Raw genomic sequence first — 13102 nt, forward strand, 5'->3', positions numbered from 1 at the left:
TGCAAGGCGCATGGCGGCGTCAGGCCGGAGCCGGCGTGGCTGCCGCGCCCGCAGCAGGACGCGGCGGCGCGTTGGGGTCGACCGGCGTCGAATTGCCCTGGATCGCCGCGATCATCGCGGGCGATGCCAGCTTGTCCATCGGGAAGTAGTCGCTCTTGAAGTTCACGCGTACTTCGCCGGTCAGCTTGGCCTTCATGTCCTGCTTCGACTCGGACGACTCGTCGACTGATGAAGACACCGTGGTCATGTGCCGCTGCACGTTCTCGTTCACCGAGCCCGCCGCGCCCCAGCCGAAATGGACGCCGGCGGCGCTCTTGTTGCGGTTGTAACTCGACTGCGTGTCGGTCAGCCCCGCCTGCGCGTCGCGCATCAACTCGTCGCTGGCGCGGAAGTCGAACACGACTTTAGCGTTGATCTGGCCGTCGGTGACCACGATGCGATTGATGCCGAGGATCACCATCGACGACAGCAGCTGCTGGCGGCTGCGCGCCATCTGCAGGCGCGCGGCCTGTACGAAGCGCGCCTCCTGCTCGGCGTCGGAAATGTCGGTGACCGGCTGCGCGAGGCCGATTTCGGCATTGATGCGCGCCATTGCCGCGTCCGGGTCGTCGACGTCCTTCATCGCCAGCATGTTGCCGCCGCCGTCCGGGTTCTTCTGGACGCGCATCGCGTCCGGGAACTTGCCGGCAACGTAATCACGCGCGTTGTCCAGGCTGATGTTGTCCTGGGCGAAATCGTTGACCGACTGCGACACCGACTTCAGCAGCTCCGCGTATGCGCGCATCTGCTGGATGGTGGCGTCGACGATCGCCTGGAACACGTTCTGGATCAGGCCGCCGACGAACTTGGGGAAGTCGACAGCTTCCATCAGCTTCTTGGCGTTTGCGCCGAGCTTGCTGGTGGACGCATCGACGAAATCCGCGCCCGCTGCAACGCCGATCTTGTCGGACGCTTTGTTCTTGGCCTTCTCGACGGCGTCGAGTGCGCGCACATCGGCGCCCTGCGCACGAACAACGGGCGCCGACGCGGCTGCCGGAGTTCCGCGCGCGAGCACGCCGCCAGCGGGACCCAACTCCTGGCGCGCGAGGTCGTCGGGGTTAGCCATGTACGACGCCACGCGCACCATGTTGCGCGCGATCTCCTGCTGTTCGTCCGGCGGCAAGGCGCGGAAACCCGGTGACGACTGCAGCAGGCGCCGCACGTGCGGGCGCACCACGTCGAGCGTGGCATCGCCCAACCAACCGGGTTCGCTGCGGGGAAGGCGTGGCGCGACGGCGGACATGGGAAGGCTCCGTTGCGGAATCAGGCGGCGGGGGCCGGCGAAGGCGCGGCGGCAGGCGTCGAGGGCGCGCCGCTCGCGGGTCGAGCGGCAAGCGTCTTGACCATGCCCGGCTGGGCATTCATCTGGATCGCCGCGATGGATTCGGGATTGGCCAGTTTCTCGAGCGGCAGGTAATCGCTCTTGAATTTCACTTTCATCGTGCCGGCGAGCGACGCCTTGGCGGTGAGCTGCGCGTCGCCCTGGGTCTGCGTCACGGACTGCAGCGTGATCAGCGGCTGGCTGACACTCTTGTAGTCACCCTTGGTGTAGAAGCTCGCGTCCCGGCGCTGTTCGACCACGCGTCCGTCAGGCATGCGCGTCATGGTCGTGCTGGGGCCGCTGCGGACGATGGCACCGTTCGCGACTTGTTCGGTATTGACGCTGGCTTCGCCGTAGTCGAATGCCTGCGCGGTGTTCTTGAACTTGAAGTTGTCACGCGCCTGGAAGTCGTACATCACTTTCGCGGTCAGCTCGCCGTCAGTGACCACGATGCGGTTTATCCCGAGCATCACCATCGTCGCGAGAAGTTGCTGCCGACCGCTGGCGATCTGCGTGCGCGCCGCAGGCACAAGCAGGGCTTCGGCGAGTTCGTCATCGAGCGATTCGATGGGCTTTTCCAGCGGCAGCGACTGGTTGATGCGGGCGATCGCCGCGGGTTCGTCGATGCCTTCGCGAACGACAACACGGGGTTGCGGTGCCGCCGGCGCGTCCGCGAGCGAGCCGGAGCCGAACGCGAACGGATCGTCGCCCCCCGTCTGCAGCTGAAACACGTCGGGGAAGTTCTGCACCAGGTGATCACGACCCTGGTTCTGCGTGGTGTTTTCGTCGCGGAAATCGTTGAGGCTCTTGGAGACGTCGGCGACGAGCTTGGCGTACGCCTCCATCTGTTCGATCGACGACTGCACGATCGAATGGAACACGCCGTTGATCAGCCCGGCGCAGAACTCGGGAAAGTTGACCTGCTGCAGCAGCGCGCCAGCCACCGCCGCGCCTTCGCGAGCGCCCTGTGCGTCGAACTTCGGGGTCGGGGGTGGCGCGTGCGGGCTGCTGCCGTCGCCGGCCAGTGCCCGCACCTGCGGCGTGGGCCGGGCGACGTCGCCCCGCGGCGCGACCATTTCTTCGCCGATGCGCACCATGCCCTGCGCGAGGCTGCGCTGCGCGTCCGGCGTCAGCTGATGGAACGCCGGGCTTGCTTCCAGCAGGTTCCGCACGGCCTGGCGCACCGGCGTTCGCGCGTCGGTGGGAGGCGCCGGTGGCGTGTAGGTGCGCGAGCCGGGTGGAAACAGCGAGGCGCGGGCGGTGGACATGGCGGGCTCCGGATGGATCGGCGTGCGATGCAACGTCGCGTGCTTACGCGTGTGGGGTTCGGGGAGCAATCGCAGGCGCGGCGCTATGCAAGGGCGCGCGCGTCCTCGAGCGCGTCACGCATTTCGAATTCGATGGGCCGCACGTACAGGCTGATGCGGGCTGGCGACTGCGGGTTCACGCGGATGCTCAGCACCGAGAAGTGGCCTTCGTCGCCGGCATCCATGCCGAAGGCGTCGAGCCAGCGCGTGAGCGCGGCGAGTTGTCGCGGGCGCTCGGACAGGCCGAGTTTCAAAAGGTCCAGGAATCGCGAGGGAAGATCCGGAATCGCAGCCAGCAGCACTTCAAGCTTGAGTTCGGCGCCGTCCTGCGTGTCGCGCACGCCTACAAGCACGCCGCCAGCCGGGAGTTCGAATCGGCCGCCCAGTGCGACGCCGACGATTCGCATCAGGCTGGGCAGTTGGTGACCGATGCCGAGCCGGTTCATAAGCGGCCCGAGGGCAGCCACCGCCATCGGCCCGCGATGCAGGAACGTCACGCGCTGGCTGCCGGTGTCGCGCTTGCAGCCGATGCTGGTGAAGATCGGCATCAGGTTCGGCATTTCGCTCATGACCTGCCGGGTCAGGTTGGCCAGCCCCGGCGAGAGCGCGTCGATCTGCGTGGGAAGCAACTCGTAGTAGACCTTGGCCGCATACAGGCCGTCCTCGTCGAACGCGCTGCCGAACCAGGCGCCGTAGTTCATCCACGACAGCCCACCGAAACCACGCCATTCCTCGCTGCGTGAATCGAACCACTTCAATGCATCACGACCGAAGATCGGCGAAACGAGCCGTCGCATTTCGCGCGTGGCTTCGTCGCGACGCGCCATCGGCGTCGCATTCGGACCGAGCGGCTCGATGGTGAAGCGCAGCTTGCTTGGCTCGGTTTCGGAGAACGACGGCTCGTACGGCACGGCGCCCGGCGCCAGCGAGTTCTGTGCGTACGAGTAGTCGTCGTCGGGCAGGTAGAACGTGCGGTTGATCAGGTCGTCGAGGTACGGCATCGGATCGCGCGTTCCGAGCGTGCGCGCGGCCGATTGCAGGGACTGCTTTACGAGGTGCTTGACCGGCCGCGCAGCGGCCTGCCCGGGGTAGGGGGCGACGTTCATGGCAGGGCTCCGGAAGCGGTCATGTGGGTCACATCGCGGGCAGGCTCATGCCGGCCTGTTCGAGAATCGCGCGCGCCTCGGGCGGCAGGCCGTTGCCATTGCTCATCGGGCGGCTCGGGATGACGGGCGACTCCACCGATTGCGAGTACTGCTCGATGCTCGCTTCCTGCACGCCGCCGACGGCGAGCCACTGCTCGCAGGCCTGCACGAGGTCCCAATCGTTCGGGTCGACCATGGGCTGGTCGCTGCCGCTCAACTGCGGGCTGGTCAGCGCATTGACGCTGATGACTTCGCCATAGCGCCCGGACAGGCGATCGCTGTGGTTCGCCAGCCAACGGATGACCACTGCGCTCGCACGCGCCTGCGTGCGGTGCTGGTGCGTGTTGCGCAGGCCGCCCAGATAGTTCGAATTGATCTGGTCGATGAACTGCCACATGTCGCGCGCGCCGACGCAGCCGCGAAGTTCAGGGTCGGACAGCACGTCGCGGAACTCGAGGATGGTCTGCTGCAGCTCGGCCGCAGCGAAGCGCACGATTCCGAAGCTGTGCACCGAAAGGTTGGCCGCGAGGTCGCGACCCGCCTTGCGCACCTGTTCCTGCGAGACGGAAACGGGAACATTGGTACGCAGCATGCGATCGACGGAAAGCTGGCGGCCGAAGTTGGACACCGCGGCGATGAAGCGCAGCCACAGCTCCTTGAACTCGGGGTTGCCCGGGCCGGACGGGTCGCCCTCGTTGCGTCCGAGCACCTGCCGATACAGATCCAGGCGTTCGTTCTGCGTCATTCGCTCCGACGACTTCTTGAGATAGCTGTAGAGGTAGTCGCCGGCCTTGCCGCGGCTGATCGGCAGCAGGCCGGTGCGGAACAGGTCGACGCACTTCTCGACCACCTGGAACATGTTCATGTCTTCGCAATGCGCCGCGAACGCAACGGCCTGCGCGCCGAGCAGGTTCTCGCGCACGGCGACCTGGTCGGTGGCGTCGTCGAATTCGGGCAGCGAGATCTCCGTCGAGGAGATCGGCGCGCCTTCGATCACGCCGGACTGCATGTCGTAGCCGTTCTGGATGCGGCTGGCGAGCCAGGGATCGTTCGCGGTGACACCGTTGGCGGCCATGCGCCTGACCAGCGCGGCCACGTTGCGCGCCGACAGCGCGCAGACCATGTCCTTGCCGTTCGGCCGGAAGGGCCGGTCCGTGCTGACCGCGTCGCGGCGCTCGATCGGATTGTCCCCGGGCCACTCCGAACCGAGGATGTCGGCGTCGATCAATCCGGCGTCGATCTGCGACTGCAACGACACTTTGTACTGGTCGGAGAGCTGCGCGAAGGCGGCGTCGAACAGCGCCCGGTTTGCGCGGTACTCGCCCTGCGCGGTGCTGACATCCCGCACCAACGCGCCCCGGTCCCGGGTCGGGTCGACGTGGTTGTCCAGTTGCAGCAGGCCCGCGATTCCCGCCAGCTCGCGTTCGCCTTCCTGCAGTGGCTTCAGCAGGTTTGCGGGGGAACGCTGACTGCCGAGAAGGCCGTACTCGTGGACGAACTCGTTGGCGTCGGCCAGCTGGTCCCACGGTCGCTGCGTCACGGTTTCCGCAACGACCCGATAGAACGGGTCCGCGGTCAGGTCGCTCGCAAGCGTCTTCTTGATTGCGGCGTACTCGCGCTGTTGCGCGGGACTCAGGCCCTCGAGGTTCTTGTTCGCGAGGATGGATTCAAACTTCAGCTGGCGTCCGCGCAATTCCTCACGGGTCTTGTGCTCGCGCTCGCCGAGATCGACCAGCAGGATGCGGTTCATGGCGGTTCTCTCGTCGTGGTGTGTGTGGGTGCTGCGGGATGCCCCTGTCGCGGCTGCGGCCGCATCGGGCAGGGGTGTGGGTTCTGGTCGCGTCGCGCTTCCGTCGGGCGATGCACCGCGGCCGGGCGCAGGGCGGCCTGGGCGGGCGTCGCCATTGGCGCTGCGCATCTCGGATGCGATGCGTGCTTTTTCCGTCGCGGACGAACCGGCCTTCTTCGCGCGTGCCGTGCTGCCGTCGCCGGATGTCCCGCGGCTTCGTTTCGAGCCGGGCGCCGCCGTCTTGCCAGTCTTCTTGGTAGCCATCGCAGTGTCCTCGGGCGTCAGGCCGCGGCGAGCGCGGGGGAAGGCTCAGTCCGCGTCTCGCCGGCATCGGCGTCGCGCAGGTTCAGGTCGATATCGTCATCCAGTGCGTTCAGTGCGGCCGCGGCGTCCAGCACGCCATGGCCGCAGCCGGTGATACCCGGATGGCCGAATGGCCGCGCGCTCGCCGTGAGCAGGCGCTTGCAGTCCTCGCCGGTCAGCGGCCAAGCGCGTCGCTCGGCGCGCGATGCCATCAACGCGCACACGGCGGCCACGAACGGGGCGGCGAAACTGGTGCCGGTGGCACGCTGGTAGCCGTCGAGGCTGCAGGTGACGATGTCGCGCCCGGGCGCACACAGTGCGACGTGCGCGCCGCGCGTGCTGAACGACGTCGGTTTCAGCGACTGATCCACGGCACCGACGGCGATGACGTTTTCGTGTGCCGCGGGATAGAACCGTTCTTCGAGCCCGGAGTTCCCGCTGGCGGCGACCAGGATCACGCCGCGGGCCACCGCGTAGCGGATCACTTCCTCGTGCGGCCGCGGTGCATCACCGGCAAGCAGCGAGTCCGGCGTTCCGAAGCTCATGTTGATGACCTTTACGCCGAGGTCGATCAACCGTTTCATTCCGATGTCGATGTTATCCAGCGCACCTACGCCAAAGCGCTTGCCATCCGGGCCGACGGCGGCCCCGAGCACGCGTACCGGCGTGAGGCCGCAGAGGCCGGCGCTGCCGACAGGCATGTCGGCGCCGCGCGCAACGAGGATGCCGGCGCAACCGGTGCCATGGCCGACATCGTCGTCGGCACGCTGGCCGCGCTGGCGGAAGTCGCCGACGAGTGTCAGTCCGCCGACGGCGTCGGGGTCCAGGTCGACGCTGTCGAAGCCCGGCCGCACGCGTGCGGCGAGTTCGGCGTGGTGCAGGGCGACCCCGGTATCGGCGAGCCCGACCAGGATCGCCGGGTCGCCCGGTTCCAGCTGCAGCGCTTTCGGCAGGCGGATAAGTTCCTGTGCGCGCGCGGCATCGCCGAGGTGATGGGCGTCGCTGGGTACTGCGGGCGAGTCGAACGGCACGTGGCACAGATGGTCCGCGCTGACGCGCTCGACCATGGGCAACTCCGCCAAGGCCTCGAGAAGCGGCCGCATGCGGTCCCTGTCGCGCACTTCGACACGCAACACCCGCGCCACGCCGCTGAGCTGTTCGACATCGTCGAAGCGTCGGGCGCCGACGACGTCCCGCTCGGCGCGACGCACGCGCGCACTGTGCAGCCGTGTGACCCGCATGGCGCCACCGTGGTGGCGCAGAAGGCGATCGATGATGCCGCCGTCGACATATTCCGCCGGCGACGTGCCGAAGCCGTAAACCGCGCGCAGGCCGGGCACGTGTTCGGGCAATTCGCCGAGTTTCAGCGTGAGCAACAGGCGGCCCGGAACCGTGCCCGCGTTCATGGCGCCGTCTCCCAGCGGCCGAGTTGCCCTTCCGCTAGATGCACGCGGGCCGACTCGCCATCGCCGAAGTCGACCTCGGCCTCGCAACCCAGTTGCATCGCCATCGGCGCAAGCACGATCTCTCCGTCGCGCGCGGCGACGACCGGTACGGCGCTGCCGGCGGCACGGACCACCGGCAGCCGACCGCTGCGCAGGCCAGGAGCATTGAGGTGCACGCGATCGCCGTCGCCACTGCGATCGACACGCGTCACGCGTGGCGCCGCGGCCCGCAGCATCGCCTGCTGCAGACGGTTGACCGGCATGCGCGACAGGCGGGCGATGACGTCCGCGCCGGCCGTGGCCTTGAGTTCGTTGAGCTGGGTGATCGTGCGCACGCCGATGCGTTCGAGGCGGCGCTGCTCGTCGTCGGAGATGCCGTCGCCGAGCGCCTCCTTCAGGTTGAACTTCGGGTCCTCGGCTTTGAAGTCGACTGCGTTCTCCTCGACCATCGCCTTCGTGATCGTGGTCAACGCGAGCCTGACCGTGCTCGCCTCGGATTCGCCGGGGCCTGCGGGGCGCAGGAATACTTCGTCGTCGACCATCTGCACGAACGCGCGCAGGTCGATCGAGACATCCTTGACCGCGAACGTGAGCGGCATGCGTGCCACGCGGGCCTTGATCGCCATCGACGCCTGCGCCTTGTCCAGCTGCTCGGTGAGCGCCTGGATGAACAGGTCGAAAGGCACGCCCGACTCCTGCACCAGCGGCGGCATCTGCGCGCTCATGCCGCGTGCTCCGGAGATACCGTTGCGCCTTCGGCGCTCCAGCCGATCACCAGTTTCGACGGGCTGGCGATCCAGGCATCGACGCCACGCTGCCGGGGCACGTCCGCAAGCAGTACGCAGCCGCCGCCGCGGAACACCGGGCGCAGCTCGAGTGGCAACGTCATGTCGACGTTTGAAAGGCGCACGCCGCCCTGCAGTTCGATGGCGTTGACGCCGTCGTGCAGCTCGTCAAGAAGGCGGTGCAGTTCGCGCAGCATCACACGCCTCCCGTAGCCGTTGTCGCGGTTGCGGCGGGCGCCGTCGGCGCGGCCGGTGTGGCGGCGCGCAGCGCGGGCGCGTGGCGTTGCACCAGCGATGCCTTGACGGGGTCGACCAGCTTGTCCAGCGGCATCGTCTCGCTGACGAAGTTGAGCTTGACCTCGCCGAACAGGTCGGCGCGCACGCTAGATTCGTTCTGCGCGTTGACCGCGAGCGTGGAGACCATCGTCGAGCTCTGGCCGGAATAACTCTGCGAGCCGCGCTCGCCCCAGTTGTTGACGGACTTCGGATCGCTCGACGTCGCGTACTGCACGCCGGCGGCGTCACGCGCGGCCGCCCGGAACATCACCTTGGCGCTGATGCTGCCGTCGCGTACCGCCACGCGGTTCAGGCCCATCAGCACCATCGTGGACAGCAACTGGTGGCGCTCGGCACCGATGTTCCTGCGCACCTGCGGCACCACGCGCTGTTCGAGCAGCTCCGTGGTCAGCTCTTCGCCGTCTGCGCCGTAATCGGAGAGCCACGCGGGCTGCAGGTTCTCCGCGCGCGGCGCGACCTGCGGTTCGTGGCGGTCGGCGCCGTCCGGCAGCAACAGCGCGACGTCGCCCGGATAGCGCGTCGCCAGCCAGTCGCGCGCCTGGTTGATGCTGACGTTCGCCTCCGTGAATTCGTCGACGGTCTTGGCGCAGGCGCTGACCAGGTCCGCATAGCTCTCCATCTGGCGGATCGATGCATCGACGATCGCGTCGAACGTGCCATGCACCAGCTGCGCGACGAAGCCCGGGAAATCGATCTCATCGACCATCGCACCGGCGCGGCGCGCGATCGTTTCGCTGGCCTGCGGCTTTGCCGGCGTCGTCGGCGTGGCCGCCGGCGCATCGGCGTTCGCAAGTGCGTACGAGGGCGCGATGCGACCCTGCGGGTCGCGCGACATGCCGGGCGGGAAGATCCCGCCGCGGCTGGCCGTTCCATTGGTGGGGCGCGCGGACATGGCGTGTCAGGCCGCCAGGCTCGTATCGGTCCAACGATTGCTGCGCTCGTAGCGGCCGTTGCCGAGCAGGCGCAGGTCGATGCGTGCAGCCGGCGCGCCCTGCGCGAGTCCGCTGAAGCGCACGTCGATCCGCACGGTCAGCGCGGCTACGCCGTCGGCATCGGGTGCGTCGTCGATGCGGGCGGTGACGTCGACGCCGTAGCCGAGCTGCGTCGGGGTGCCGGCGGTGATGGCGACGTCGCCCACTGAGCCGTCGACGTCGCTGTGGAAGCGCACGGTCAGTGGCAGCGGCGCGGCGTGGCCTTCGAGCGCGGGCCATTCCCCGAGATCGATCACCACGTTCGTGGGCTGCAGCGTGCTCGCAGCTGGAGCCGTGGACTGCGGGGCCTTGCGACCTTCCAGCTGGTCGAGCGTCCAGCGGCTGCCGGCGGCACTGCCGCGCACCACGCTCATGCGCGTGCCGGGTACCCGTGAGGGTTCGATCGCTTCGGGCGTGGCATCGCCCAGCGCCAGCCCACGGGACGGCGGCGGGGCGGCCAGCCGAATGGCCGCGCTCGCGCCAAGCGACTGCGATTGCGCCGCAGCGGCGGGCAGGTGCAGCACGCGCCAGTTGCCGTAGTCGGGCTCGGCCATGTTGCCGAAGTCGGCGGCGAACGCCTCGAACGGCATCCAGCCCTCGTGGCCGCGATTCGGCGGGTTGAACGCCACGGGGTCGTTGTCGAACGCGGTCGTGGTGTCCCAGGGGTTGAGGACGTAGACCTCGGTGGCCGCCGGGTTGGCGAGGTCGCCGCGGATGCCGGAGACGACCACTGCATGCGGCGCTCCGACGATTACCACCCACAACGGACCGAAGTCGCGCAGCCACTGCGACCACTGCGTCGGCGTGTGGAACAGGCTGGCGTTGGACGGCTGCTCGATCTCGCGGAAGCCGTAGTGGTCACGCACGCGGCGCAGCTGGTCCCAGCCGTAGGAAGTGGCCAGCGAACCGCCCGCCTCGCGGACGAAGGCCTCGGGGTCGAACGAGGCATCGCTGCGGAACGACTTCAGCATCGCCATCGACGCCGCCCAGCACGCGTTCTTGTCCGGCTGCGGCACCAGCGTGACGTGGTGTTCGGCGCCATCGGCCGACAGCGCGCGCGCTCCCGTGTACGCGAAGGTGGTGGCGCGGCCTTCGATCCAGTCGATCTTCTGCGGCGTGATGAAGCAGCCGCGGTTGACACGCGCGCCGCCGGTAGTCGAGTCGATCGGGCCGCGCGTCACATGCACGCCGCAGACGAAGGCCTGAAGCCCGTTGCCGGTGTCGCGGACGGTGTAGACAGGCGAGCCGCTGGCACCCGCCACGGCGAGGATGTCGTAATCGATGGTGTCGGGCGTGGCCTGGCCCTGCGCGTGCCCGCCGTGGAGGTGCTGCTTGTTGCGGTCGGCGACGGCGCCGAGTTCCGGATGCAGGTGCGAACCCGAGGAGTAGCCGCAGACCGCCAGCGGCATCGAGCTGGCCGGCGTGGCGTCGAGGAAACGGAAGAACGCACCGTTGGGCGCCGCGATCGGCGCGTTGTCGATGACTGCGAGGTCGTTGTTCCAATCGCCGTCGCCGGCGTATCGGGGCGCCACGCGCCACTGCGTCGAATCCAACGTCGCTTCGCCGAACGGCGCTGTGCCGGCACCGTTGCGGCCGGGCACGATCTGGACCGTGCTCATGCCGGACAGGTTGTGTGCGCAGGTCAGGATGCGGTTCGGCCCGATGTAGAAGCCGGTGCCCGTGTAGGCGGCGCCGTCGGGCGCGGTCATTCGCAGGTAGCAGATGGCCGAATGCGGGAAAGCCGAGGTGTCTTCCACACCCACGTACCACTCCTCCCGCTGCTGGCTGAAGGCGTCGTTCGTGCATTGCAGTGCTGACGCCGGATTCGAGGGGTCGTAGTACGGCGTGATCAGCTCCTGCGCGCGGACGGGCGCATTGCGCAGGCCCTGCGACGTTGCGGGAGCCGCGCCGGTCGAGCTGTTCTGCGCCTGGGCCTGCGCTGCCAACTGCACGCACTGCATGTAGGTGTCCCAGTCCCAGTAGGAGGACGGGCAGTCGTGGTTGTCGCCGGGCGTCGCTTCGATGTGGCCGATGATGTGGGTGCGATCGAGCGGAAGCCCGTACTGTGCGCACAGCCATGCGACGAGATGCGCGGAGGCCTGGTACTGCTCCATGGTCGGGGGCAGGTCGCGACGATTGAGCCGGTACGGCTTGTTGGCGTTGTGCTCGATGCCGATGCTGCGGCTGTTGGCCGTCGACGCGTGGTACGCGGTGTCCGCATTGCGGACCATCTGCACCACTTCGCCATCGCGACCGACGATGTAGTGCGCGCTGCTTGGCCCAGCCTGCTTGCCGGTGGCGGGATCGCGGCGTACGCCGTCCTGGAACCAGGCGATCGTGCCATCGATGCGCGGGCCGCCCGCGGTGATGTGGATGACGATGCGATCGACAACGGCGCCGGCGCGACGGCCTGTGTGGAAATTGCGCGGGTGTGCCGGCACGAATCGGCTGGCGCCGGGATAGTCGGGTGTCGGCGCGGTGAGCGCGCGCGTGCGCAGCGCCTGCGCCTCGGCGACGTCCGCTTCGACCGGTTCCGTCACCTGTTCGTAGGTGTCGGCAGCGTCGAAGCCGGTGTCGCCCGAATTTTCTGCGTCGTCCGACAGCGCGCGCGCGCCGAGCGAGAACGTAAGGGCCTGGCTCCATGCCGCCGCCTTCTGGCGGATCCACGCGAGCTTGGCCGGGGTGATACGGCATCCGAGGTTGGTGGTGTCGCTCGAGCCCGCGACGTGCACACCCACCAGGTGCGTGCAGGGCGTATCGCCGTTTTCGATGTAGTAGACGGGCGAACCGCTGGTGCCGCCGAGCGACTGCAGGTCGTAGTCGAAGGTTTCGTCACTGGGCAGGGTGCGGATGAAGCCGCCATGCATGTGCTGTTTGTCGGCATCGATCGTCGCGTTGACGATGCTGTCGATGACGCCCTGCGGATCCGAGTACGCCGCATAGCCGGACACCACCACGCCTTCTGGACGCGATTGCGTGAGTTCTTCGACCTGCGCGAAGTAGTTCGGCGACGCATTGGCGGCCGGCACGCGGATCAGCGCCATGTCGAAGTCGCGGCTCGACGCGTTGTACGACGGGTGTTTGACCATGTCCGCGGCGGTGACGCGGAAGCGACCGAACGGCTCGTTGGCACCGGCGGTGCCCGCACCGTTCTTGCCGGGGACGATGATCAGCTCGCTTTGGCCATCCACGACATGCGCCGCCGTGAGCAGCAGGTTCGGCGCGATGAAGAACGCACTCCCGTGCTGCGCGCCTTCGGGGCTGCCGTCGACGCGCCGCGCCTGGCAGATCGCGCTGTGCGGCATCACCGTCGTGTTTTCCACGCCGACCAGCCACTGCAGGCTTCCGGCGAAGAAGCCGATCTGCGTGCGCAGCGCGTCCAGCGGGTCGCTCGGGCTGTAGTAGCTGGATACGACGCGCATCGCGCGAGCCGGCGACGCCGTCGACGTGTTCGCCTGTGGCGGACGTTTCGCGGGGGCAATCGGGCCGAAGCCGTCGTCGTAACGGTCGCGCTGGGGTGCGCTCACCTGCGACCGTCCGTGTTGCGCGTAGGGCTCGCCGGGGCCGTTGGCGCGCACGCCCTGCGAGGTGACGGGCGCGGTTGGCGCGGGTGCAGCAGGCGCCGCGCTGGTTCCGGCAGTGTTGGGGGACGCGGCGGACGCCGGTGGCGGGGCGGCGGTCGCCGGTACCACGGCAGATC

The 13102-nt window shown here is 68.3% G+C and carries 9 protein-coding genes; all 9 read right to left on the reverse strand.

Annotation, left to right across the window (positions count from 1 at the left end; genetic code table 11):
• Positions 1-19 precede the first annotated feature (19 nt).
• The 9 genes from FW784_RS08125 to FW784_RS08165 all read right to left on the reverse strand — a co-directional run bounded on the left by FW784_RS08125 (position 20) and on the right by FW784_RS08165 (position 12929).
• Positions 20-1282, reverse strand: coding sequence for a hypothetical protein (locus tag FW784_RS08125; RefSeq protein ID WP_149352846.1), 1263 nt, complete (start codon positions 1280-1282; stop codon positions 20-22).
• A gap of 20 nt (positions 1283-1302) precedes the next feature.
• Entirely contained in the window at positions 1303-2628 is a 1326-nt protein-coding gene (locus tag FW784_RS08130) for a hypothetical protein (protein ID WP_205123579.1), read from the reverse strand.
• An 83-nt stretch (positions 2629-2711) separates the two neighbouring features.
• Positions 2712-3773: a hypothetical protein gene (locus FW784_RS08135; RefSeq protein WP_149352847.1), complete on the reverse strand. Its 1062-nt coding sequence runs from the start codon at positions 3771-3773 to the stop codon at positions 2712-2714.
• A gap of 28 nt (positions 3774-3801) precedes the next feature.
• Positions 3802-5562 (reverse strand): hypothetical protein, encoded by a 1761-nt coding sequence (locus tag FW784_RS08140; RefSeq protein WP_149352848.1) that lies wholly within the window; start codon positions 5560-5562, stop codon positions 3802-3804.
• 320 nt (positions 5563-5882) lie between these two features.
• Positions 5883-7310 (reverse strand): S8 family peptidase, encoded by a 1428-nt coding sequence (locus tag FW784_RS08145; RefSeq protein ID WP_149352849.1) that lies wholly within the window; start codon positions 7308-7310, stop codon positions 5883-5885.
• Complete coding sequence (locus FW784_RS08150) at positions 7307-8074, reverse strand: hypothetical protein (protein WP_149352850.1); 768 nt, start codon at positions 8072-8074, stop codon at positions 7307-7309. Before FW784_RS08150 ends, FW784_RS08145 begins: the two co-directional genes overlap by 4 nt.
• Entirely contained in the window at positions 8071-8331 is a 261-nt protein-coding gene (locus tag FW784_RS08155; protein ID WP_149352851.1) for a hypothetical protein, read from the reverse strand. Before FW784_RS08155 ends, FW784_RS08150 begins: the two co-directional genes overlap by 4 nt.
• Positions 8331-9323: a hypothetical protein gene (locus FW784_RS08160; protein ID WP_205123580.1), complete on the reverse strand. Its 993-nt coding sequence runs from the start codon at positions 9321-9323 to the stop codon at positions 8331-8333. Before FW784_RS08160 ends, FW784_RS08155 begins: the two co-directional genes overlap by 1 nt.
• 6 nt (positions 9324-9329) lie before the next feature.
• A complete protein-coding gene (locus FW784_RS08165) occupies positions 9330-12929 on the reverse strand; it encodes an N-acetylmuramoyl-L-alanine amidase (RefSeq protein WP_149352852.1) in 3600 nt (1199 codons plus the stop codon).
• Positions 12930-13102 lie beyond the last annotated feature (173 nt).

Origin of the sequence: Cognatilysobacter lacus (assembly GCF_008274655.1) — a bacterium.
In the GTDB taxonomy this organism is placed as follows: Bacteria; Pseudomonadota; Gammaproteobacteria; order Xanthomonadales; family Xanthomonadaceae; genus Cognatilysobacter; species Cognatilysobacter lacus.